Below are 23,805 nucleotides of genomic sequence, written 5' to 3'. Positions count from 1 at the left end.
CGCGATGACGGCGCTGCGGCGGATCCGCCTGCTCAGGGCCCTGAACGGGCTCGCCTACGTCCTCCTGCTCGCTGCCCACGACGCCGGCGTCCAGCCGGTATCGATGCTGACCGGCATCGACCGGCATGTCTACGACAGCCGCCAGCAAGCGGCGTCCCCGAAGCAGGATCCGCGCATCGTGATCGTCGACATCGACGAGCGCAGCCTGGCCGAGCGGGGCCGCTGGCCCTGGCCGCGCGAGACGGTCGCGGCGCTCAACGACGCGATCTTCGAGCGTGGCAAGCCGGCGGTCGTCGGCTACGACATCCTGTTCGGCGAGCCCCAGCGCGACGGCGGCGCCGGGGACGCGGCGTTCGCGCGCTCGCTGGCCGGACGCCCGACCGTCCTCGGCTACTACCTGACCAGCGACCGCAGCGGCAGAGCCAGCGGCATGCTTCCGGCGCCGGTCTTCGGGCGCGGCGCCGTGGCCGAGACCGGATTGCTGGACCTGATCGACGCCGACGGCTACGGCAGCAACCTGCCGCTGCTGGCCAGGGCGGCCGCGGCGCAGGGCTTCTTCAACCCCTTCATCGGCGCCGGGATCGACGTCGACGGCACGATCCGGGCCCTGCCGATGCTGGCCTCGTACGGCGAAGTGGTCCACGAGTCCTTCGCGCTGGCGGTGCTGCGACAGTACCTCGGCGCGGGCGCGGTCATCGTCGACGGAGACCTGCTGAGGCTGGCAGGCGAGCGGGGCGACGTCTCGATCCCGGTGTCGGTCGGCTACACGGCCATGGTCCCCTTCGCGGGGCGGGGCGGCGCCTCGGGCGGACGCTTCCGCTACGTCTCGGCCGCCGACGTGCTCGACGGCCGGGTCGACTGGTCGGTGATGCGCGACCGGATCGTCCTGGTCGGCACCAGCGCGCCCGGCCTCACCGACCTGCGCGCGACGCCCGTCAACGAGGTGTTTCCGGGCGTCGAGATCCACGCCTCGCTGCTGGCCGGGGCGCTCGACGACGCGGTCCCGCGCAGGCCTCTCGAGGCCGGCATCGGCGCGGCGCTGGTCACGTTGCTGGTCGGAGGGACGCTGGCAGTGCTGCTCCCGATGCTCGGCCCGATCGGCACCGTCGCCGCGAGCGGCGCCGCGCTGGTCCTGGTGGTGGGCGGCAATTCGGCGGCGTACTGGACCCTGGGCCTGGTGCTTCCGCTGGCCGGGCCGATGGTCGCGATCCTCGTGCTGGCGGTGTTCAACCTGCTGCTGGGCTACATGGCCGAGGGCCGGGCGCGGCGCGCGGTGGTGCGCCTGTTCGGGGAGTACCTGTCCCCGACGCTCGTCGAGCAGATGGCGCGGGATCCGGTGCGCTGGCGGGCGGGTGAGATCGAGAACCGCGAGATCACGATCCTGTTCGCCGACATCCGCGGCTTCACCCGGATGGCCGAGTCGATGGAGCCTGCGGCCCTTCGCGAGTACCTGAACACCGTGCTCACGGCGATGACGGACGTCGTGCACGAGCACGGGGGCACCGTCGACAAGTACATCGGCGACGCGGTCATGGCGTTCTGGGGCGCCCCGATGGAAGACCCGAATCACGCGGAGCACGCCGTCGCCGCGGCCCAGGCGATGCAGGAGGCGGCGCGCCGGCTCTCGGCGGACTTCATCATGCGCGGCCTGCCGGCGCTGTCGATCGGCGTCGGCGTGAACACCGGCTTCGCGCAGGTCGGCGACATGGGCTCCGCGGCGCGGCGCACCTACACGGCGATCGGCGACGCGGTGAACCTGGCGTCGCGCCTCGAGACCTTGACCAAGCACCATGAAGTGCCGATCATCGTCGGCGAAGCGACTGCAAGGGCCTGCACGGGCCGGCGGTTCGCGGAGCTCGGTCCGGTCCGGATCCAGGGGCGCTCCGACGCGGTGCGGCTCTTCGTTCCGCTGCCGGCTGGGCGGTCCGGGGTCCGAGCGGATGCCCCGGCGCTTGTGCAGCCCGAGGCCGGGCGGCTGGAAGGCGCGGCGGACCTTGCCGGCGATTCGCCGGCCTGGCCGGAGACGGCGGCAGGCGTCGAGCCGCCGCCGATCCGGGCGGGCCGCACGGAGTCGGCGCCGCTGGCTCAAGCCGACCGATGACAGATGCCGACGCCGAGGAGCGTTCGATGAAGGTACGGGTTCTCGGGTGTAGCGGCGGGATCGGCGCGCGCGCCCGGACGACCTCGTTCCTGGTCGACTCCGACATCCTTCTCGATGCCGGCACCGGGGTCGAGGACCTCACGGTCGAAGAGCTTGCCGCGATCGACCACGTCTTCCTCACGCACTCGCACCTGGACCACATCTGCGCGCTGCCGCTGCTGGTGGACTCGGTGGGCGGGCTGCGCAAGAAGCCGATCACCGTGCACGCGCTGCCCGAGACGATCGACGCGCTGCGCACTCACATCTTCAACTGGGTGATCTGGCCCGACTTCACCGAGATCCCGCACTACGACCGGCCGTGGATGAAGTTCGAGCCGCTGTCGATCGACCAGACTGTGCACGTGGGCACCCGCTCGGTGCGCAGCCTGGCCGCCACCCACACGGTGCCGGCGCTGGCCTTCCACGTGCACTCGCGCAACGGCTCCTTCGTGTTCTCCGGCGACACCGGCCCGAACGACGAGTTCTGGCGCCAGGTGAACGGCGTCGAGGACCTGCGCTTCCTGATCATCGAGACCGCCTTCGCCAACCGCGACCAGGACCTGGCCACCACCGCCAGGCATCTCTACCCGATCCAGCTCGGCGAGGAGCTCGCCAAGCTGCGCCGCGAGCCGCAGGTGCTGATCACGCACCTGAAGCCGAGCGACCGGGTGACGATCGAGCGCGAGATCGAGGCCTGGGCGGGAAGGTTCTCGCCGCGGGTGCTGGAGCGGGGAGAGGTGCTGGAGGTCTGAGCGGCGGCCCGGCATCTTCTTCCGTCACGAGGAAGGGGCACGAAGGCCGTCGGCATCGGACAACCGCAGAACGATCCGTCCGCGGTGCTCCGAATGGCGCGGACGGACTTCGTCGTCGTGACCCGCCGGAATCATCCCGATGCGGTGCTCGTGCACCTGGACGACGAAAAGATCCTCGATCGTTCTCGCCGACGCCAGCCCGCTGACTTCGCTGGCGGCGGTCGGCGGCCTCGAACGGGCTTCACCCTCCGTGCTGCGCCGTGTCTCGGCGGAACTGATTGGCGCGGCGCTCTAGGGGTGGGGCGAGCACCGAGCCCGGCGGTCGAAGGAGTGCGCCGGCTGGCGCCTAGATGCACCGGGGCAGGGACGCCGCGCAGTTGACGTACATCGTCACCCGAAGGTGACGCAACGCGTCACTCGCCAAGTGCCTCGCGTGACGCGATGCGTCGCTTGCGAGGCGGGTTCCTCGTCCTGCGGCCCTCGGCCGCGTGACCTTTTTCACGCTCTCGTTCGCCGCCGACCGTTCGTCGGCCGCCAGCCGCCGCAACCGGGTCCTGGCACACCCCCTGCACATACATCCGCGAGCCGACAGGGATCGGCCCGAACCCAGATTCTCAACAGGAGCAGATGAAATGATGAAGTTCCAGAAAGTTCGCAAGCAGGTCCAGAAAGGCTTCACGCTGATCGAACTGATGATCGTCGTGGCGATCATCGGCATCCTGGCGGCGGTGGCGCTGCCGGCGTACTCCGACTACTCGAACCGCGCGAAGGCCTCGGAGATCGTGCTGGCCGCCAGCAGCGCCCGCACCTGCGTGACCGAGATCGTTCAGTCGGCAGGCGCCGCCGGCGACCTGACGACCTGCGACGACAGCTTCACCGCCACCCAGTACGCGAAGAGCATCGTGGTCGACGCCCAGGGTGTGATCGAAGTGACCGGCGACATCGTGGCGGCTGGCGACACGGTCGTCACGCTGACCCCGACGTTCGACAACGCGGCGACCCCCACCGCCGTCGTTTCGTGGGCCTGCACCGGCACGCCGGCGCAGTGGATGCCCGGCAGCTGCAAGTAAGCTTGCGCTGAACTGGCAGGGCACGAAGCTGCCCTCGCCAGGGGAACCACCCGAAAGGGCCGCCTTGGCGGCCCTTTCGCTTTCGGGGCGTCGCGGAGCGTGGCATGCCGGAGGCGACATCGAAGCCCGGTCGGCCGGACGGGAGCGACGGTCCGACCGAATCATTGGCACGGAGCGTCATCGCGGAAGAACCGCCCGTACCGCTCGGGCCGCTTCCTCGATTGCCTCCGCGGCGCCTCGGCCAGTACCGAACACCGCGGTGATCACCGCCACGGCATCCGCTCCCGCCTCGATCGCCAGCCGCGCGTTCGAAGCATCCACCCCCCCGATCCCCACCACGTTCCACCCCCGCGCCCTTGCGCGGGTCAGCAGCTCGAGCGGCGCGCGCACCGCCCCCGGCTTCGTGCTCGACCCGAACAGGCTGCCGAAGGCCAGGTTGTCGGCCACTCCCGCATACTGCTCGGCCCGCTCGAACTCGTCGTAGCAGGACACGCCGACGATCGCGTCCGGCCCCAGTCGCCGGCGGGCGTCGAAGGGGTCGTCGTCGTCGCGGCCCAGGTGCACGCCGGCGGCGCCGGAGGCGATCGCCATGTCGACCGAGTCGTTGACGATCAGCGGCACGCCGCGCGCGTGGCACAGCTTCATGAGCATCCTCGCCTGGCGCAGCCGGGTCGTCGCGTCCGCGGTCTTGTTCCGGTACTGCACCGCGCTCGTGCCGCCTGCGATCGCGGCGGCCACCGCCGCGGCCAGCCATTCGTCGTCGTCGGTGTCGGGCGTCAGCACGTAGAGGCCGCGAATCGGCGCCTTGGGCGGCGGCGGGGGCAGGGCTTCGCCGGAATCGGTCGCGGCCGTGTGGGAACCCGGCGCAGCGGCGTTCACGACCGCCTCGCCGGCCTTGGATTCTTCGGGCAATTCGCGCTCCTGTGCGTTCGTCGCAACATCCTCGCCACTGGTCGGTGCCGGCCGGTGGCGCTTCGGGGCCGAGGTTAACATCGGCTCACAGGGAAGAGGCCCGCGCGGGCGAGGGCGGATCGCGGTCTGAACCGCGGCGTTGGATCCTCGCTCCGCGGGTCCCGATTCGAACCTTCAGCCAGGGAAAACGAGGATGAGCGACGCAGCGAACGCGGGTTTTCGTAGTTGGATGTGCCTGATCTGCGGCTGGATCTACAACGAGGAAGAAGGCCTGCCGGACGAGGGCATCCCTCCCGGCACGCGCTGGGAAGACATTCCGATCAACTGGACCTGTCCCGAATGCGGCGCCCGCAAGGAGGACTTCGAGATGGTGGAGATATGACATGAGCCAAGCCGGACTGTCGGGCCTGCGCGTCCTGGTGATCGACGACAGCAATACGATCCGCCGCAGCGCCGAGATCTTCCTGAAGCAGGCGGGCTGCGAGGTGCTGCTCGCCGAGGACGGTTTCGACGCGCTGGCCAAGGTCGCCGACCACGAGCCGCACCTGATCTTCTGCGACATCCTGATGCCGCGGCTCGACGGCTACCAGACCTGCGCGCTGATCAAGAAGAGCGTCCGCTATCGCGACATCCCGGTCATCATGCTCTCGAGCAAGGACGGCCTGTTCGACCGCGCCCGCGGCCGGATGGTGGGCTCGGACCAGTACCTGACCAAGCCCTTCACGAAGGACGGGCTGATCCGCACGGTAGGGGAGCACCTGAACCGGCACGCGACAGGCGCGACGGCGCACGCCGAGAGCGGTGCCCAGGAAGCCTCGTTCTCCTTCGCCCCGATCGTCTGAATCGTGATCGCAGTCCCCCGTCCATGAAGATCCTGGTCGTCGACGATTCCCCGACCGAGCGCTGGTTCCTGACCGACCTGCTGCTCAGGAACGGTTACCAGGTGGCCACCGCCTCGAACGGCGAGGAGGCCCTGAAGAAGGTGCAGCTCGAGCGTCCGCTTCTGGTCGTGCTCGACGTGGTGATGCCCGGGCAGAGCGGCTTCCAGATCGCCAGGGCGCTGTCGCGCGATCCGTCCACGAAGGACATCCCGATCATCCTGTGCTCGAGCAAGAGCGCCGAGACCGACCGGATCTGGGGCCTGCGCCAGGGCGCCAGCGATTACCTGACCAAGCCGGTGCGTCCGGAAGAGCTGCTGCAGCGGGTCGCGCAGCTCGCGCACGCCTGAGCGCCGCCGAACCGGAGAAGCCGTGGAAGCGCAGACCAGCACCGACCGCAAGAAGAACCTGCGCGAGTTCCAGGCGCGACTGTCCGAGCGCCTGCGCCAGGCGGCGTCGGGCGCCGCGCCCACCGCGCGGCTCGGCGTGCAGGTGGGTGCGCGCCGGCTGCTGGTCGAGCTGTCCGAGGCCGGCGAAGTCGTGCCGGTGCCGGCCACGATCGCCGCGGTGCCGCTCACGCGCGACTGGTTCCGCGGCCTGGTCAATCTCCGGGGATCGCTGTACGCGGTTTCGGACCTGGGGCGCTTCGTCGGCGATTCCTTCGCGCCGGCCGGCCGCGACGCGCGGCTGATCGCGTTCGCGCCGCGGCTGGGCCTGAACGCGGCGATCGTCGTCTCCCGGATGCTCGGGCTGCAGAACGTGGAGGCGATGACGCCGGCCGAAGCATCCGCCGAGGCAGCCACCGAGGCGCGCCCGGGCTGGCTGGGCGCCGACTGGCTCGATGCGGAAGGGCGCCTGTGGACCGAACTGAGCCTCGCGAGGCTCGCCGTCGACGACCGTTTCATGACGGTTGCCCGCTGACGCGAGGACCAAGAAGATCATGATGAAGATGTCCCTGAAGCTGCCCGGTTTCGCGACCCCGAAGGCGCACGCGCCGGCGGACGCCGCGCCGGACACCGCGCTGATCGAGACGCTGCTGCCCGACGACGACGGCGGGCCGACCGTCGACGAAGCGCGGGACGCCGCCGCCGCCGAGGCCTTCGCCGGGTCGTCGGCGCGTCGCCGCAAGCGCTTCACGATCCCCCTGGTCGGCCACCTGCCGATCCAGAAGCAGCTGCAGGTGTGGCTGCCTGTGCTGGTGCTGTCCGCGCTGCTCGGCGTGGCCTTTCTGTGGCTCGACGCGCGCCAGACCGCCGAGACCGCGCGCTCCACGCAACTGCTCGGCGACGCGTTGACCCACTCGCAGCGCCTGGCCAAGGCCGCGCCCAATGCGATCGCCGGCAACGTCGACGCGTTTCGGCAGCTCGCCGAGAGCCGCCAGGTCGTCGACCGCTCGCTCAGGCAACTGGTCGATGCCGGCGTGGCGGCACCGGCCGGCGTCGGCGCGCCCAGCGCGGTCGCGCTGCTCGAGGCCTGGCGCCCGAGCGACGCCGCGGCAGGGGCGCTGCTCGCGCAGCAGTCGCTGCTGGTGGCCCTGGCCGAGTTCCGCCAGCAGGTCGCGAAGACCAATCCCCAGTTGCTGGCCGCCACGCAGGTCGTGGCGACGCAGCGGCTGCAGGCGGGCGCGTCGTCGCGCGAGGTGGCCGCGGCCGGCGAGCTCGTGGCCCTGTCGCAGCGGATCGCCCGCGACGCCGGCACGCTCGGCATTGCCGACGTCGTCGACGTCGACGGCCTGCGCCAGGCGGTCGCGTCGTTGCGGCAACTGTCGGATGCGCTGCTCAACGGCAGCGACCGGATGCGGATCTCGCCGGTCGGCGACGGCGAGGCCAGGCGTTCGCTCGAGTGGCTGCGCCAGGCGAGCACCGCGACCGAAGCCTCGCTGGCTTCGGTGATGACCGGCATCCAGGGCCTGCAGCAGGCGCGCGCCGCCGAACGACGGATCTTCGCGGACAGCGAAACCGTGCGCGGCAGGCTCGAGTCGCTGCGCGATGCGTTGCGCGGCGGCGGCGGGCTGGCCATGTGGAACAAGTGGATCGCCGCGGGCTCGGGCTTCATCGCGCTGCTGGCGCTGTTCGGGTTGTTCCGCGCCTTCCTGTCCGACAGCGAGCAGCGCGCCGAGGAAGCCGAGCGCCAGCGCGCGGTCGCCGAGCGGCTCGAGCAGGAGGCCAAGCGCGCGAACGACCAGAACCAGTCGGCGATCCTGCGCCTGATGAACGAGCTGCAGGAAGTCGCCGACGGCGACCTGACGATCCAGGCCACCGTGTCCGAGGACATCACTGGCGCGATCGCCGACTCGGTCAACTACACGGTCGAGGAGCTGCGAAGCCTGGTGTCGCGGATCAACGCGACCGCCGAGATGGTCAACGAGGCCTCGTCCAAGGCGCAGATGACCGCGTCCAGCCTGCAGGCGGCCAGCGAGCAGCAGTCGCGCGAGATCCGCGAGACCGGCGAGGCGGTGCTGCGGATGGCGCAGCAGATCAACGAGGTGTCGGCGCGGGCCGCCGAATCGGTGCAGGTGGCCCGGCACTCGCTGGCGGCCTCCGAGGACGGTTCGCGGGCGGTGGACAACGCGATCAGCGGCATGAACGGGATTCGCGACCAGATCCAGGAGACTGCCAAGCGGATCAAGCGGCTCGGCGAGTCTTCGCAGGAGGTCGGCGAGATCGTCGAGCTGATCTCGGACATCACCGAGCAGACCAACGTGCTGGCGTTGAACGCGGCGATCCAGGCCGCGTCGGCCGGCGAGGCGGGCCGCGGTTTCACGATCGTCGCCGAGGAGGTCCAGCGGCTGGCCGAGCGTTCGGCCGAGGCGACCAAGCAGATCGCGGCGCTGATCCGCACGATCCAGACCGACACGCAGGACGCGGTCGCGGCGATGGAGCGCAGCACGCAGGGCGTGGTCGAGGGCACGCGGCTGTCCGACGAGGCCGGCCGCGCGCTGGGCGAGATCGGTCGCGTGTCCCGGCACCTGGCCGAGCTGATCGAGGACTTCTCGAACACCACCTCCAAGCAGGCCGCTTCGGCCGGCACCGTCGCGCAGTCGATCCAGCGCATCCTGCTCGTGACCGAGCAGACCAGCGAGGGCACGCTGCACACCGCCGGCTCGATCCGGCAGCTCTCCGAACTCGCGCAGGAACTGAAGAGCTCGGTGTCGCGCTTCAAGGTCGGCTGACGATGGGGGCGGCCATGGACGAAGTCCAGCAGTTCGACGCAGCGCCCGACCTTTCGGTGCTGTCCTGGTGCGCGGCCGAGATCCGGCAGTCGCTGCAGAATTCGGTCGACTCGCTTCGGCGCCAGCTGGCCGCCGGCCCCGACGACGCGAGCGCGCTGCGCGCCGCGCGCACCGGCGTGCACCAGGCGCACGGCGCGCTGGCGATCGTGGGCCTGTCGGGCGTTCCGGCGCTGACCGCCGAGGCCGAGCGCTTCATCGATGCGATCGAGCGCGGCGCGGCCTCGCTCGACGAGGCTGCGGTCGAGGCCTTCGCCGGCGCCTGCGGCGCGGTCGCGGAATACCTGGACGGCCTGCTCGCCGGCGATGCGCACCAGCCGCTCTACCTGTTTCCCTACTACCGCGACCTTCTGGCCGCGCGCGGCGAGAGCCGGATCCAGGCCTCCGACCTGTTCGTGGTGCCGGCGCCGGCCGGCCCGATCGTGGAGCCGCCGCCGATCCGCGTGACCGACGGCGGCCAGCTCGCCGCTGCCCGGGCGGACTTCGAGCGCGGCCTGCTCAAGCTGATGCGCGATCCGGCCGACCGCGCCGCCCTCGACGCGATGCGCGCGGCGGTCGACACGGTCCTGCACTCGGAGCGCGGCGCCAGGCAGGCGGTGTTCTGGCGGGCGGCGCTCGCCTGCTTCGAAGCCTGGGCCGGCGGCAGCCTGCCGCTGGACGTTGCGGCCAAGCGCTTGCTCGCGCGAATCAACCTGCAGATCCGGCAGACGGTCAGCGAGCTGCTGCCGGTCGGCGAGCGCCTGCTCGCCGAGACCCTGTTCCTGCTGGCGGGCGCCGGCGCCGGCTCGCAGCGGGTGGCCGAGGTCCGCGAGGCGTTCCGCCTCGACGGCGCGATACCGTCCGACTACGAGGTCCGGCGTTTCGGCGGCACCGACCCGGCTGCGCTCGACGCGGCGCGCGCCGCGCTCGCGACCGCCAGGCTGCGCTGGGACGCCGTCGGCGCGGGCGCCGCTGCCGCGCGGCTCGAGGCGTCCGAGGCCTTCGCCGATGCGGTGGGCAGGCTCCCGTCGGCCGGCCTGCAGCGCATGGCAGCCGGTCTGGTGGAGTGCGCGCGGGCTGCCTGCGCGCCGGAGCGGCAGGCCGAGGAGGCGCTCGCGCTCGAGGCCGCCAGCGGCCTGCTGTTCGCCGAGCAGTTCCTCGAAAGAGGCCCCGGCCGGACGGCCGACCTGGAGTCGCATGCCGCCGAGCTCGGCGAGCGCCTGAGCGTGGCCGCGAAGGCCGCCGGCGAACTGCCGCCGCTGCCCGACTGGATGCGCGCGCTGGGCCAGGCCGCCCAGGAGCGGGTCACGATGTCGGCGTTCGTGGCCGAAACGCGCGCGACGCTGAACCAGGTCGAGCAATCGCTCGACGCCTTCTTCCGCGATCCGGCGCAGCGCGAGGGCCTTCCCGGCGCGGTGCGACACTTGCGCCAGGTCGGCGGGGCGCTCAGGCTGCTCGGTCATGCGCAAGCCGGCGATGCCGCTGACGCGGTGGCCGGGCAGGTGGAGGGCTTCGCCGCCGCCGCGCTGCCGGCGACGGGCGAGGCCGCCGACGAGGCCGACACCCGCGTGCTCGAGGAGACGGTCGCCGTGCTCGATCCGGCGCGCTTCGAGGACGTGGCCGCGAGCCTGGGCGCGCTGGGATTCTTCGTCGACGGCCTGCTGGCGCCCGAACGTGCCGGCATCGGCGTCGTGTTCGATCCCGATACCGGGCGGATCGAGGCCTCTGTCCATGGAAGTTCCGACGCCGCCGGCCCGAGGCGGCAGGGGGTGTCGGCGGCATCGAAGGCGTCGGCGGTGTCGGCCGCGGCCGAGGCGGGCACTGGCGAGGCGCCTGCCGCGGGCCCTCGCGTCGACATGGCGCACGCCGCGGGCGGGGCGACGATCGTCGAAGCGACTTCATCGGGCGACGCGGCCGGCGTGCCGGCGGCGCCGCAGCCGCAAGCGACCGAATCGCCGGACCCGGAACTGCTCGAGATCTTCCTCGGCGAGGCCGCCGAGGTGCTCGACGCGATCGAGCAGGCGGTCGGCATGTCGCGCGAGGCGCCGTCGGACCCGGACGCGATGACCGCGATCCGTCGCGGCTTCCACACGCTGAAGGGCTCGGGCCGCATGGTCGGCCTGGTCGAGCTCGGCGAGGCGGCCTGGTCGCTGGAGCAGACGATGAACCTGTGGCTGGCCGAGTCGCGGGCCGCGACCCCCGAGCTGCAGGACCTGATCGAGCTGGCCGCGGCCCTTTTCCGCGGATGGATAGGCGCGCTGGCCGACGAGCCCGGCGCGAGGATGGATCCGACGCCGGTCGTCGAGGCGGCCGAGGCGATCCGCGACGGTCGACCGTCCGGCGAGTCGCTGGCCCGCCTGGTCGCCGCGGGCACCGGCTTGGCCATCGCTGCTGCCGACGAGTCGAACGCGCCCGATGCAGCCACCGATCGCCCGGAGCTCGGACTCGACGAGACAGTCGAGATCGAGGCCGCGATCGCCGTGCTCCCCGACGAGGGTGAAGGGGGATCGCAGGACGCGAGCGATTTCGTCGAGGTCCTGGACATCGGTGAGCCCATCGACGTCCGCGACGCCGACGAGGTCGTCGAGGAACCGGAAATCGTCGAGGTCGTCGAGGTGCCGGAAACCGTCGAGGTCGTCGAGGTGCCGGAAGCCGTCGACGCCGTCGAAGTCGTAGAGGCCGCGGATTTCGTCGCAATCGAGGAGGGCGACGCAACTGCTGCTTCGGCCACGCCGGATCTCCAGGCGGAGAGCGTGGCCCCGGTCGAGGTGCCGGCCGAAAGTGCCGCCCCGTCCGAGGCGGCCGACGAGGTCCGGATCGGCGCGCTGGTGCTGAGCCGTGCGCTGTACGAGATCTTCCTCAACGAGGCCGACTCGCTGATCGCGACGCTGCTGGCCGACGCGGACGCCTGGGCCGCGATGCCCGCGCGCGCGGCCACCGACGAGGCCCAGCGGGCCGTGCATTCGCTGAAGGGCAGCGCTGCGGTGGTGTCGCTGCGGCCGGTGCAGGCGATGGCCGACCGGCTCGAGGCCTTCCTGCTGGCCCAGCGCGCGAGCGGTCGCGCGGTCGGTCCCGAAGACATCGCCGATTACGCGCAGGCGATCGAGGCGATGCAGGCGATGCTCCGCCGGTTCGCGGCGGGCGCGATGCCCGGCGACGAGCCGGCTGCGCTCGCGCTCGCGCATCAGCTCGCGGCGCGCTGGGAGAGCTCGCGCGGCGCCCAGCGGCGATCCGGGACCGCCGAGTCCGGCGAGCTCGACGCCGACCTGTTGCCGCTGTTCATCGAGGAAGCGACCGACATCCTGCCGCAGATCGGCGAGAACCTGCGGCGCTGGCAGGCCCAGCCGGCCGATCGCGCGCTTCAGCAGCTGCTGATGCGCCAGCTGCACACGGTCAAGGGCAGCGCCCGGATGGCCGGCGCGATGGTGCTGGGCCAGCGCGTGCACGAGATGGAAACGCGGGTCGAAGCCGCCAGCGGCCTCACCGTGGTGCCGACCGCGCTGATCGACGAGCTCGTCGCCGAGCACGACGAGGTGGTCGGCATGTTCGAGGCGATCCGCGAGCGCGGTGTCGCCGCGCCGCCGGCCGCGGCGCCGGCTTCGTCTGCCGGCGAGGATTTGCCCGCTCCGGCAACCGGGGAGGGCGCGCAGCGCGACGACCTCGCCACCGGGAGTCGACTGCCCGAAGCGGCGCCGTTTTCCGAAGCCGAGCCGCCGGCCGCGCTTGCCTCGCCTGCGGCCGTGCCGGCACAGGCTGCTCAGGCCGGCGCCCAGGCGCCGGCCAGCGGCCTGGTGCGGGTGCGCGCCGATCTGCTGGATCGCCTGGTCAACGAGTCCGGCGAGGTGTCGATCGCGCGCTCGCGACTCGACAACGAGTTGTCGCAACTGCGACAGTCTCTGCAGGACCTGACCGAGAACGTCGGGCGGCTGCGCGGGCAGCTGCGCGAGATCGAGATCCAGGCCGAGTCGCAGATCCAGGCCCGCAACGCGCAGCGCCGCGACAGGGACAGCGAGTTCGACCCGCTCGAGTTCGATCGCTTCACGCGCTTCCAGGAGCTCACGCGGATGCTGGCCGAGTCGGTCAACGACGTGGCCACCGTGCAGCAGAACGCGATGCGCAGCCTGGATGGCGCCACCCAGGACATGCACCGGCAGGCCCAGGTGCTGCGCGAACTGCAGCAGAACCTGATGCGGATGCGGATGGTCCAGTTCGGATCGATCTCCGACCGTCTCTACCGGGTCGTCCGCCAGGCCGCGAAGGAGCTCGGCAAGCGGGTCAGCATGGACCTGCGCGGCGCCTCGGTCGAGATCGACCGCGGCGTGCTCGAACGAATGGCCGCGCCGATCGAGCACCTGCTGCGCAACGCCGTGGCCCACGGAATCGAGAAGCCGGCGGCGCGCGTCGCCTCGGGCAAGGCCGAGGCCGGCGAGATCCGGCTCGAGGTGCGCCAGGAAGGCAACGAGGTCGTCCTGGTGTTCGCCGACGACGGTGGGGGGCTGGACACGGCGCGCATCGTCGCCAAGGCCAGGGCGAGCGGCCTGCTTGCCGAGGGCCGGGATGTCTCCGACGCCGAGGCCCGCGAGCTGATCTTCCTGCCCGGTTTCAGCACCGCCGGTTCGGTCGACGAGATCAGCGGGCGCGGCGTCGGGCTAGACGTGGTGCGCACCGAAGTCGCGTCGCTCGGCGGCCGGATCGACATCGAGTCGGCGCCGGGCGCCGGCACGCGCTTCGTCGTCCACCTGCCGCTCACGCTGGCGATCGCGCAGGTCGTGCTGGTCACGGTGGGGCCGCTGAAGTACGCGATCCCGTCGTCGAGCGTCGAGCAGGTGCTGCAGCTCAGGCCTCAGGTGCTGGCCGACGCCTACGATTCGGGCAGCATCGACTGGCAAGGCGCGCGGGTGCCGATGCACTACCTGGGCACGCTGGTCGACGCGCGCGACCTGCAGCCGGTGGCCCAGCACCAGTCGCCGGTCGTCGTGATCCGCTCCGGCAACCAGCGTCTCGCGCTCCACGTCGACACGGTGAGCCCCACGCAGGAGGTCGTCGTGAAGAACGTGGGCCCGCAAGTGGCCCGGGTGCGCGGCATCGGCGGAGCCACGGTGCTCGGCAACGGCGAGATCGTGCTGATCCTCAATGCGGTGCGGCTCGCGCAGGCGGTGCTGGGAGATGCCTGGCTGGACCGCGGCGCCTCGGGCGGCACGAGCGCGTCGCTCGCAGAGGTGCCGCCGACCGTGATGGTGGTCGACGATTCGCTGACGGTGCGCAAGGTGACCCAGCGGCTGCTCGTGCGCGAGGGCTACGACGTGATGCTGGCCAAGGACGGCGTCGACGCGCTGCGCCAGCTGCAGGACCGCCGGCCCGACGTGATGCTGGTCGACATCGAGATGCCCCGGATGGACGGCTTCGACCTGACCCGCAACCTGCGCGGCGACGAGCGCTATCGCGACATCCCGATCGTGATGATCACTTCTCGCACCGCCGACAAGCACCGCAACTACGCGATGTCGCTCGGCGTGGACGTCTACCTCGGCAAGCCGTATCGCGACGACGAGCTGCTCGGCCACGTCGCAGCGTTCACGCGGGGGCGCGCGGCCCGGGCCGGCTGAGCCGGCCTGGCCCGGCCGGCGGGCAGGAGATCCAGGCGCGAGAACGCCGAGGCCTCGCGCCTGCCCTCAAGCCGCGCGCGCCGCCGCGAATCGCCCGAGCGTCGCCTCCCGCGCCGCCGCGTGGTCGACGATCGGCAACGGGTAGTCGACGCCGAGCCGCACGCCCGCCCTTTCCAGCTCGGCCGCCGGCGCCAGCCAGGGCGCGTGGATCGCCTTGTCGGAGAGATTTGCCAGCTGGGGCAGGTAGCGGCGGATGAACTTCCCTTGCGGGTCGAACTTCTGCGACTGCGTGACCGGGTTGAAGATCCTGAAGTACGGCTGCGCATCGCAGCCGGTGGAGGCTGCCCACTGCCAGCCGCCGTTGTTCGCGGCCAGGTCGTAGTCGTTGAGCTGGTCGGCGAACCAGCGCTCGCCGCGCCGCCAGTCGACGCCCAGGTCCTTGACCAGGAAGGAAGCCACGATCATCCGCAGCCGGTTGTGCATGTAGCCGCTTCGGCGAATCTGCGCGATCGCGGCGTCGACGATCGGATAGCCGGTGCGCGCCTCGCGCCAGGCGTCGAACAGCGCGTCGCCCGCGACGCCGTCGACCCAGCGGATCGCGTCGTACTCGGGCCGGAACGCGCGATCCACGACGTGCGGGTGGTGGTGCAGGATCTGGAAGTAGAAGTCGCGCCAGATCAGCTCGTTGAGCCAGGTCGATGCGCCCTCGGCGGCGCCCGGATCGGCGCGCATCGTCTGCAGCGCCAGCCGAGCGGCGGCGCGGATCGACAGCGTGCCGAAGCGCAGGTGAACCGACAGGTACGAGGGGCCGCGCACCGCGGGGAAGTCGCGCGCCTCGCGGTAGCGACCGATCCGGTCGGCGAAGTCGGACAGCGCGCGGCGGGCGCCGGCCTCGCCCGGCTCGATGCCGAGCGCGAGAAGGTTGGTCCCCGCGAAACCGAGCGATTCCAGCGCGGGCAGCGAGGGCGCGTGCGCGGCCGGCGCGAGCCGGGCCGCCAGGGCGACCGGCCGCTCGGCAAGGTCGATGTCGCTCAAGCGCTTCATCCATGCGTTGCGGTAGGGCGTGAAGACCGAGAACGGCTTGCCCTGGCCGGTCAGCACCTCGTCGCGTTCGAAGACCGCCTGGTCCTTGAAGGTCCGGAACTCCCGGCCGTCCGCGGCCAGTGCCGCGCGCACCGCTTCGTCGCGGGCGATCGCGGCCGGCTCGTAGTCGTGGTTCGCGTACACCGCCGCCACTTCCAGCCGCGCGGCGAGCGCGGGGATCGCCTGGCGCGGCCGGCCGTGGACCACGTGCAGCGCGCCGCCGAGCTCGCGCAGCCGCGCATCGATCTCGGCGATCGAGCGCCAGATGAACTCGACGCGGCGGTCGTGGCGCAGGTCGCCGTGGCCGCCGGCGGGCTGCGCGCTCGCCGGCGCGACCCCCTCTTGCGCCGGGCCGGCAGGCGTCGCCGACGGACCATCGGGCGGAAGCGCTTGTTCCTGTCCGGGCAGCGGGTCGAGGATGTCCCGGTCGAACATGAAGACCAGGTGGACACGCGAGAAATCGTCGAGGGCCGCCGACAGCGCGGCGTGGTCGCTCAGGCGAAGGTCGCGGCGCAGCCAGACGAGCGCCGTCTCGGAACCGGGAGGTGGGGTGGTCATGGGGTGTCGGGGGTGTCCGGAAGCGCGCCTCGGGGGCATTCAGCGGCCGATTGTGCCGGCGCTCGCGGCCCCTTTACAATGAAGCCATGCTTCCCGAGTCCGCTTCCAGCCTCGCCAACCACTTCCTGATCGCCATGCCCGACATGGGCGATCCGAACTTCGGCGGCGCCGTCGTGTTCCTGGCCGAGCACGGGCCCAAGGGCGCACTCGGCCTGGTGATCAACCGGCCGACCGACCTCGACCTCGGCACGCTGTTCGAGCGGATCGACCTGAGCCTGTCGGAGCCCGGGCAGGCGCGCGAGCCGGTCTACTACGGCGGTCCGGTCCAGCGCGATCGCGGCTTCGTGCTGCACCGGCCGGTCGGGCACTGGAATTCCACCGTCACGGTCTCCGACGAGATCGGCCTCACCTCGTCGAAGGACGTCCTCGAGGCGGTCGCCGAGGGCAGCGGCCCGGAAGGCATGCTGGTCACGCTCGGTTACTCGGGCTGGGGCCCGGGCCAGCTCGAGGACGAGATCGCCCGCAACGCCTGGCTCACCGTGCCGGCCACCGCCGAACTGATCTTCGACACGCCGGTCGACGAGCGCTTCCTCGGCGCGTTCCGGCTGCTGGGCATCGACCCGACCTTCCTGGCGTCTTCCGCCGGACATGCCTGAGAGCTCGCGCGCGGTGTTGCCGCGCGACGCGGTCCTGCTCGGCTTCGACTTCGGCACCCGCCGCATCGGCGTGGCGGTGGGCAATACGCTGACCGCCTCGGCACGGCCGCTGTGCATCGTCGCGGCCGAGCCGGTCGATGCGCGCTTCGCCCGGATCGGCGAGCTGATCCGCGAGTGGCAGCCGGCGGCGCTGGTGGTCGGGCGCCCGCTGCACGCCGACGGCAATCCCAATGACACCACGCCGAAGTGCGAGCGCTTCGCCCGCCAGCTCGGCGGGCGCTTCGGGCTGCCGGTGGCGATGGTCGACGAGCGCTACTCGAGCGTGGCCGGCGACGCCGGCGAGCCCGGAAACGACGCGGAAGCCGCCGCCACAATCCTGCGACAATACCTGTCCGGCGGCTGATCCCGGGCGCCGGACCGACTTCGACCGAAACGCCATGAAAACCCTAGACGCCGAGGCGATCTACGCCTCGCTGCTGACCGCGCTGCGCAGCGGCATCGCCGGGCGCGACGTCGCGCTGGTCGGCGTGCACAGCGGCGGCGCCTGGATCGCCGAACGTCTGCACCGCGACCTCGGCCTGGAAAGGCCCTGCGGCTTCCTGTCCAGCGCCTTCCACCGCGACGACTACGGCCGGCGAGGCCTGCCGGCCGAGATGAAGGCCACCGAACTGCCCTTCGACGTGAACGGCGCCGACATCGTGCTGGTCGACGACATCCTGTTCACCGGCCGCACCGTGCGGGCGTCGCTGAACGAGATCTTCGACTACGGCCGCCCGGCCCGCGTAGAGCTGGCGGTGCTGCTCGACCGCGGCGGGCGCGAGCTGCCGGTCGCGGCGAGCTACTGCGGCGCGGTGCATCCGCTGCCGGCCGAGCGCAATTTCGTGCTGTCGCGAGGCGAAGACGGGCGCTTCGACCTGAGAATCGAAGAAGGCGAGGGCTGACCGATGGCGGCGCGTCACCCGCAACTGAACGAGCACGGCGAGCTGCGGCACCTCCTCACGATCGAGGGGCTGTCCCGCGAGATGATCCATTACATCCTCGACACGGCGGCGACCTTCGTCGGCGTGTCGGATCGCGACGTGAAGAAGGTGCCGCTGCTGCGCGGCGTGTCGGTCTTCAACCTGTTCTTCGAGAGCTCGACCCGCACCCGCACCACCTTCGAGATCGCCGCCAAGCGGCTGTCGGCCGACGTGGTGAACCTGAACATCACCACCTCGTCGACCAGCAAGGGCGAGTCGCTGCTCGACACGATCGACAACCTGGTGGCGATGCACGCCGACATGTTCGTGGTGCGCCATGCCCAGAGCGGCGCGCCCTTCCTGATCGCCGAGCACGTGAACCGCACGCGCGGCTCCGACGTGCACGTGATCAACGCCGGCGACGGCAGGCACGCGCACCCCACGCAGGGGCTGCTCGACATGTACACGATCCGCCACTTCAAGCAGGACTTCACGAAGCTGCGGGTGGCGATCGTCGGCGACGTGCTGCACTCGCGGGTGGCCCGGTCGGACATTCACGCGCTGACCACGCTGGGCGTGCCCGAGCTTCGGGTGATCGGCCCGCACACGCTGCTGCCGGGCGGTCTCGAGCAGATGGGCGTGCGCGTGTTCACCGACATGCGCGAGGGCCTGCGCGACGTCGACGTGGTCATCATGCTGCGCCTGCAGAACGAGCGGATGCGCGGCGCGCTGCTGCCCTCGGCCCAGGAGTACTTCAAGCACTACGGCCTCACCGAGGAGAAGCTCGCGCTGGCGAAGCCCGACGCGATCGTCATGCACCCGGGGCCGATGAATCGCGGCGTGGAGATCGACTCGGCGGTGGCCGACGGCCCGCAGGCGGTGATCCTCGACCAGGTCACCTTCGGCATCGCGGTGCGGATGGCCGTGATGAGCATCCTGGCCAAGTCGTGAGCGGGCCCCGTACACGCCCTTCTCAAGAACGAACCTTCAGCGCCTGAACGGATGAACGCGCCGATGAAAGTCTCGATCCTCAACGGCAGGCTGGTCGATCCGGCCAGCGGCCTCGACCTGGCGGCGGGTGCCGCCTCGGCGCTGCACGTTGCCGACGGCCGCGTCGTCGCGATCGGCGATGCGCCTGCAGGCTTCGCCCCCGACCGCACGATCGACGCCGCCGGCTGCGTCGTGGCGCCCGGCCTGCTCGACCTGGCCGCGCGGCTTCGCGAGCCGGGCTACGAGTACAAGGCCACGCTGGAGTCCGAGATGCAGGCCGCGATCGCCGGCGGCATCACCGGCCTTGCGTGTCCGCCCGACACCGATCCCACGCTCGACGAGCCGGGCCTGGTCGAGATGCTCAAGTATCGTGCCCGCGGCATCGAGGGCACCCGGCTGTTCCCGGTCGGCTCGCTGACCACGGGGCTGAAGGGCGAGGTGATCACCGAGATGGCCGAGCTCGCCGAGGCCGGCTGCGTCGGCTTTTCGCAGGCGATGGCACCGATCACCGACACCCAGGTGCTGATGCGGGCGATGCAGTACGCGCGCACCTATGGTTTCACCGTTTGGCTGCATCCGCAGGACCCTTACCTTGCGCGCGGCGGCGTGGCCCACGCCGGCCCCTACGCGAGCCGTCTGGGCCTGCCCGGCGTGCCGGTGATCGCCGAGACCGTGGCGCTGAACACGATCTTCGACCTGGTGCGCGTCACCGGCTGCCGGGTGCACCTGTGCCGGCTGTCCTCGGCGGCCGGCCTGGAACTGGTGCGCCGCGCCCGGGCCGAGGGCCTGCCGGTCAGCTGCGACGTCGCCGCCCACCACATTCACCTGATCGACCTGGACATCGGCTTCTTCGACGCCAATTGCCGGGTCGACCCGCCGTTCCGCTCGCAGCGCGACCGCGACGCGATCCGCGCGGCGCTTGCCGACGGCACGATCGACGCGATCTGCTCCGACCACACGCCGGTCGACGACGACGCCAAGCAGTTGCCCTTCGGCGAGGCCGAGCCGGGCGTGACCGGCCTGGAGCTGCTGCTGCCGCTCACGCTGAAGTGGGCGAACGAGGCCGGCGTGCCGCTCGCCACCGCGCTGGCCAAGATCAGCAGCGGGCCTGCGGCGGTGCTCGGCGTGCCGGAGGCGACCGGCCGGCTCGAGGTCGGAGGGCCTGCCGACCTGTGCGTCTTCGACCCGCGCGAGGCCTGGACCGTGTCGCGGGCCACGCTGCTCAGCCAGGGGGCGCACACGCCGTACGTGGGCCGCGAGCTGGAAGGGCGGGTGCGGATGACGCTGGTCGGCGGGCGGGTCGCCTGGGAACGAACGGCCGGCGCTCGCTCGGCCTGACGCGCGCGGCCCTCGATGAATCGCATTGCGCGGACGCTCCGGATAGCGTTCCGGGCGCCGCTCGCGATCGCGTTGCTGATCGCCGGGCTGGCGATCGTCATCCTGGTGTTTCCGCGAATCGGCTACCCGAAGCGCGACCGGATCGTCGCGCGCTGGTCGGCACTGCTGTTGCGCGTGTGCGGCGTGCGGCTCTCCGAGCGGCCGGCGCCCGGGGCGGCGCCGCTCGGCCAGCTGCGCGGCGGCGCGCTGCTGCTGGCCAACCACATCAACTGGATCGACGTCTTCCTGGTGCTGTCGGTCTCCCCGTCGCACTTCGTCGCGAAGATGGAGGTGTCGCGCTGGCCGGTCGTCGGCGCGCTGGTGGCCGGCGTGGGCACGCTGTTCGTCGAGCGGGGGCGGCGCCGCGCGGTGCACCAGCTGAACGACCGGATCGAGAACATGCTGCGCGCCGAGCGGCGGGTGGCAGTGTTCCCCGAAGGCACCACCAGCGACGGGCAGCGCCTGCTGCAGTTCCACGGCAACCTGGTCGAGCCGGCGCTGCAGGTCGGCGTGCCGGTCGTGCCGGTGGGCGTGCGCTACACCGGGCTGCGCGGCGAGCCCACCGATGCGATGAATTTCGTCGGCGAGATGACCCTCGGCGAGTCGGTGTCGCGGCTTCTCGGGGCGCCAGGGGTGCTGGCCGAGCTGCATCCGTTGCCGCCGGTGACCGGCCACACGCGGCAGGAAGTCGTGGCGCGCGCGCGGCAGGCGATGGCCGAGCGGCTGGGCTTGCCGCTGGACGACGAGATGTCGGAAACGCTGAGGAAGGCGCGGGGGGGCGGCTGATTCACCAGGGCGCGAGCCCCTGCGGGCACTGCACCTGCATCACGGCCCGATCCGACAGCCGCACCGCGGTCAGCTTCCGGCCCCACAGGCAGCCGGTGTCGATCGCCAGCAGGTCGGGCCGGTCGATCAGCCCCAGCGCCGACCAGTGGCCGAACACGATCGGCGCGCCGGCGGTGGCGCGGCCCGGCACCTCGAACCACGGGTAGTGGCCTTCGGGCGCGCCGCCGACGCCCTCCTTGGTGGCGAACTCCATCTCGCCGTCGGCCGTGCAGAAGCGCAGCCGGGTCAGCGCGTTGACGATGACCCGCAGACGGTCGTGGCCGGTCAGCGAATCGCTCCAGCGGGCCGGCTGGTTGCCGTACATCTCGCGCAGGAAGTCCATCCAGCGCGGGCCGGCCAGCACCGCGCGCACCTCCTCGGCCAGCTCCAGCGTACGCGCCACCGACCACTGCGGCAGCACGCCTGCATGGACCATCAGCCACCCGCTTTCGAAGTGGGCCAGCGGCCGCGAGCGGACCCAGTCGATCAGCGCGTCGCGGTCTGGCGCGGCCAGGATGTCGGCCAGCGTGTCGGTGCGGTGGGCCTTGCGGATGCCGGCGGCCACCGCCAGCAGGTGAAGGTCGTGGTTGCCGAGCACGGTGACCAGGCGCTCGCCCTGGGCCATCGCCCAGCGAAGGCTGTCGAGCGAGCGGGGGCCGCGGTTGACGATGTCGCCGGTGAGCCAGACGCGGGCGGTGCGGGGGAGCCGGGCCTCGAGTTCGAGCAGGCTGTCGAGGCAGCCCTGGACGTCGCCGATGGCCCAGGTCTCGGGGGGGGCGGGGCGAGAGGTCGCAGTGAGCATGCCGAGAGCGCGGCGACTTTCAGGCCTTGCGGACTTCCTTGCCGAACGGGATGACGTTCGGGGCCGCCGTGGGGCGGGGCGCCTCGCCGCCGTAGGGCATGTACTCGGGAATGAAGCGGGCCAGGGCCGCGCGCACCTCGCCGTCGCTGCGCGGCTGGGTGCTCTCGAGCCAGTCCATCACCTCGCGCTCCCAGGCCTCGCCCGGCGCGGAGTTCGCAGACGAGATCCGCAGCTTCGGGTGCCGCGTCGGCAGCGTGGTCTCGGAATCGGCGAGCAGTTCCTCGTAGAGCTTCTCGCCCGGCCGCAGGCCGGTGAAGGCAATGGGAATCTGCTCTTCCGTGAAGCCGGACAGACGGATCAGGTCGCGGGCCAGATCGACGATCTTGACCGGCTCGCCCATGTCGAGCACGAACACCTCGCCGCCGTTGCCCATCATCGCGGCCTGCAGGACCAGCTGGGTGGCTTCCGGCACCGACATGAAGTAGCGCCGGATCTCGGGGTCGGTGACCGTGACCGGGCCGCCTCGCGCGATCTGCTCCTTGAACTTCGGCACGACGCTGCCGGTCGAGCCGAGGACGTTCCCGAATCGCACGGCGACCGTCTGGGTCGGCACTCGCCGGTTCCACTGCAGCAGCAGCAGTTCGGCCAGCCGCTTCGAGGCGCCCATCACGCTGGTCGGGTTGATCGCCTTGTCGGTCGAGATGAAGATCACCCGGCGAACCGGATGCCGCGCGATCGCCTGCATCAGCCGGACCGTGCCCAGCGCGTTGTTCTGCACCGTCTGCCAGGCGTTGGAATTCTCCATCAGCGGCACGTGCTTGTAGGCCGCGGCGTGGAAGACGACGTCCGGCGCGCAGCGCGCGAAGATCTCCTCGAGCCTGACGGCGTCCTTGACGTCGCCGATGAAGGGAATCAGCGAGACGCCGGGAAAGCGGTCGGCCATCTCCTCCGAGATCGTGTACAGCGCGTACTCGCTGCTGTCGAGGAGCACGATCTGCCGGGGCGCGAATCGCGCGATCTGCCGGCACAGCTCGGAGCCGATCGTGCCGCCCGCTCCGGTCACCAGCACCGTGCTGTTGGCGAGCATCTGGGTGAGCCCGGTGACGTCGAGCTGCACCGGATCGCGCCGCAGCAGGTCCTCCACCTGGAACTCCCGGATCGACGACACCCTGACCTGCCCGCCGATCAGCTCGTCGATGTCGGGCAGCACGAGAAGGCGAACGCCGGCCTTCTCGCAGAGATCGAAGGCACGCCGCCGGGTCGTGTGGTCGGTGCCGCGCGCGGCGAGGATCGCGTGCTGCGCGCCGGTGGAGGTGGCGATCGCGCCGATCTGGTTCCAGCGGCCGAGCACCGGGGAGCCGTAGACCTCCCGGCCGATCTTCCGGCCGTCGTCGTCGAGCAGCCCCACGACCGACCACGCTTCGCTGCGAGACAGCTGCATCACCAGCTTGTAGCCCGCGTCGCCTGCCCCGAGGATCAGCACCGGCTTGCCGAGGTGGCGGATGCGCTCGTAAGGGCGATGCTCCTTCCACCAGCGGTAGAAGATCCGCCCGCCGATCATGAAGAAGAGCAGCAGCAGCGGGTTCAGCACCAGCGCGGAGCGCGGCGTGAGCTCGGCGCGGCTCCACATGAACAGGACCGAGGTCACGACGAGCGAGGAGATGATGACCGCGCCGGCGATCTGGCGGAAGTCGTGGAAGCTCGCATAGCGCCAGATGCCGCGATAGAGCCGGAAGGCGACGAACGCCCCGACGTGCACGGCGAGCACCACCGGCAGGGTGGTCCACAGCACGCGCCAGGCATCGGGCAGCACCGCGAAGCCGTAGCCGAGCAGGAAGCTGGTGACCCACGCGAGTCCGGTGGCGATCGTGTCGTAGGCGATGGCGATCGCCTTCCGGAGGTCGACGAGGAAGCGGTCTTGGATCGACACTAGGGGAAAACCTTGACGGCGAATTGCAGGATTATCCCCGAAACCGCCCTTGCCGGGCG

The 23,805-nt window shown here is 71.4% G+C and carries 20 protein-coding genes; 16 read left to right on the top strand and 4 right to left on the bottom strand.

The features are described from left to right. Positions 1 to 4 precede the first annotated feature (4 nt). From M6I34_RS17945 to M6I34_RS17935, 4 genes are all read left to right on the top strand, one after another. Positions 5 to 2,101, top strand: coding sequence for a CHASE2 domain-containing protein (locus M6I34_RS17945; RefSeq protein WP_272487175.1), 2,097 nt, complete (start codon positions 5 to 7; stop codon positions 2,099 to 2,101). 26 nt (positions 2,102 to 2,127) lie between these two features. Further along, entirely contained in the window at positions 2,128 to 2,892 is a 765-nt protein-coding gene (locus M6I34_RS17940) for a 3',5'-cyclic-nucleotide phosphodiesterase (RefSeq protein ID WP_272487174.1), read from the top strand. 54 nt (positions 2,893 to 2,946) lie between these two features. After that, the gene (locus M6I34_RS18295; protein ID WP_418953573.1) at positions 2,947 to 3,273 is read left to right on the top strand and encodes a type II toxin-antitoxin system prevent-host-death family antitoxin; all 327 of its coding nucleotides are present in this window, start codon (positions 2,947 to 2,949) and stop codon (positions 3,271 to 3,273) included. A gap of 251 nt (positions 3,274 to 3,524) precedes the next feature. After that, positions 3,525 to 3,962 (top strand): pilin, encoded by a 438-nt coding sequence (locus tag M6I34_RS17935; RefSeq protein ID WP_418953565.1) that lies wholly within the window; start codon positions 3,525 to 3,527, stop codon positions 3,960 to 3,962. A 177-nt stretch (positions 3,963 to 4,139) separates the two neighbouring features. On the opposite strand, the gene thiE is transcribed toward M6I34_RS17935, so the two are convergent. Further along, positions 4,140 to 4,874, bottom strand: a complete 735-nt coding sequence (thiE, locus tag M6I34_RS17930) for a thiamine phosphate synthase (RefSeq protein WP_272487173.1) — start codon at positions 4,872 to 4,874, stop codon at positions 4,140 to 4,142. Between the two features lie 193 nt (positions 4,875 to 5,067). Between thiE and M6I34_RS17925 the strand changes: the two genes are divergently transcribed. Genes M6I34_RS17925 through M6I34_RS17900 form a run of 6 tightly spaced genes read left to right on the top strand, consistent with a single transcriptional unit; the run spans position 5,068 to position 14,566 of the window. Next, positions 5,068 to 5,256 (top strand): rubredoxin, encoded by a 189-nt coding sequence (locus M6I34_RS17925; protein WP_272487172.1) that lies wholly within the window; start codon positions 5,068 to 5,070, stop codon positions 5,254 to 5,256. Position 5,257: 1 nt separating this feature from the next. Then, on the top strand, positions 5,258 to 5,716 hold the full coding sequence (locus tag M6I34_RS17920) for a response regulator (RefSeq protein WP_272487171.1): 459 nt from the start codon (positions 5,258 to 5,260) through the stop codon (positions 5,714 to 5,716). 23 nt (positions 5,717 to 5,739) lie between these two features. Further along, positions 5,740 to 6,102, top strand: coding sequence for a response regulator (locus tag M6I34_RS17915; RefSeq protein ID WP_272487170.1), 363 nt, complete (start codon positions 5,740 to 5,742; stop codon positions 6,100 to 6,102). 22 nt (positions 6,103 to 6,124) lie between these two features. Next, positions 6,125 to 6,673, top strand: coding sequence for a chemotaxis protein CheW (locus M6I34_RS17910; protein WP_272487169.1), 549 nt, complete (start codon positions 6,125 to 6,127; stop codon positions 6,671 to 6,673). Positions 6,674 to 6,692: 19 nt separating this feature from the next. After that, complete coding sequence (locus M6I34_RS17905; protein WP_272487168.1) at positions 6,693 to 8,924, top strand: methyl-accepting chemotaxis protein; 2,232 nt, start codon at positions 6,693 to 6,695, stop codon at positions 8,922 to 8,924. 14 nt (positions 8,925 to 8,938) lie between these two features. Continuing rightward, a complete protein-coding gene (locus tag M6I34_RS17900) occupies positions 8,939 to 14,566 on the top strand; it encodes an Hpt domain-containing protein (RefSeq protein WP_272487167.1) in 5,628 nt (1,875 codons plus the stop codon). A gap of 66 nt (positions 14,567 to 14,632) precedes the next feature. On the opposite strand, the gene M6I34_RS17895 is transcribed toward M6I34_RS17900, so the two are convergent. Next, positions 14,633 to 16,207 carry a cryptochrome/photolyase family protein gene (locus M6I34_RS17895; protein ID WP_272487166.1) on the bottom strand — a complete coding sequence of 525 codons (1,575 nt, stop codon included), beginning with the start codon at positions 16,205 to 16,207 and terminating at the stop codon, positions 14,633 to 14,635. Between the two features lie 86 nt (positions 16,208 to 16,293). Between M6I34_RS17895 and M6I34_RS17890 the strand changes: the two genes are divergently transcribed. The 6 genes from M6I34_RS17890 (at position 16,294) to M6I34_RS17865 (ending at position 20,975) form a co-directional block, all read left to right on the top strand. Beyond that, entirely contained in the window at positions 16,294 to 16,863 is a 570-nt protein-coding gene (locus tag M6I34_RS17890) for a YqgE/AlgH family protein (protein ID WP_272487165.1), read from the top strand. After that, positions 16,856 to 17,266: a Holliday junction resolvase RuvX gene (gene ruvX / locus M6I34_RS17885; RefSeq protein ID WP_272487164.1), complete on the top strand. Its 411-nt coding sequence runs from the start codon at positions 16,856 to 16,858 to the stop codon at positions 17,264 to 17,266. The genes M6I34_RS17890 and ruvX overlap by 8 nt, the downstream gene beginning before the upstream one ends. A gap of 34 nt (positions 17,267 to 17,300) precedes the next feature. Next, positions 17,301 to 17,804: a bifunctional pyr operon transcriptional regulator/uracil phosphoribosyltransferase PyrR gene (gene pyrR, locus M6I34_RS17880; protein ID WP_272487163.1), complete on the top strand. Its 504-nt coding sequence runs from the start codon at positions 17,301 to 17,303 to the stop codon at positions 17,802 to 17,804. A gap of 3 nt (positions 17,805 to 17,807) precedes the next feature. Further along, entirely contained in the window at positions 17,808 to 18,773 is a 966-nt protein-coding gene (locus M6I34_RS17875) for an aspartate carbamoyltransferase catalytic subunit (RefSeq protein ID WP_272487162.1), read from the top strand. 63 nt (positions 18,774 to 18,836) lie between these two features. Then, positions 18,837 to 20,150 (top strand): dihydroorotase, encoded by a 1,314-nt coding sequence (locus M6I34_RS17870; protein WP_272487161.1) that lies wholly within the window; start codon positions 18,837 to 18,839, stop codon positions 20,148 to 20,150. Between the two features lie 15 nt (positions 20,151 to 20,165). Continuing rightward, positions 20,166 to 20,975: a lysophospholipid acyltransferase family protein gene (locus M6I34_RS17865; RefSeq protein WP_272487160.1), complete on the top strand. Its 810-nt coding sequence runs from the start codon at positions 20,166 to 20,168 to the stop codon at positions 20,973 to 20,975. A gap of 1 nt (position 20,976) precedes the next feature. Here M6I34_RS17865 and M6I34_RS17860 read toward each other — a convergent pair whose 3' ends face one another. Both M6I34_RS17860 and M6I34_RS17855 read right to left on the bottom strand, forming a co-directional pair. Continuing rightward, positions 20,977 to 21,816: a symmetrical bis(5'-nucleosyl)-tetraphosphatase gene (locus M6I34_RS17860; protein ID WP_272487159.1), complete on the bottom strand. Its 840-nt coding sequence runs from the start codon at positions 21,814 to 21,816 to the stop codon at positions 20,977 to 20,979. A gap of 19 nt (positions 21,817 to 21,835) precedes the next feature. Beyond that, entirely contained in the window at positions 21,836 to 23,746 is a 1,911-nt protein-coding gene (locus M6I34_RS17855; protein WP_272487158.1) for a polysaccharide biosynthesis protein, read from the bottom strand. Positions 23,747 to 23,805 lie beyond the last annotated feature (59 nt).

This window comes from Zeimonas sediminis, from assembly GCF_023721795.1.
Taxonomy (GTDB): domain Bacteria; phylum Pseudomonadota; class Gammaproteobacteria; order Burkholderiales; family Burkholderiaceae_E; genus Zeimonas; species Zeimonas sediminis.
This window is presented reverse-complemented; position numbering and strand designations above follow the sequence as displayed.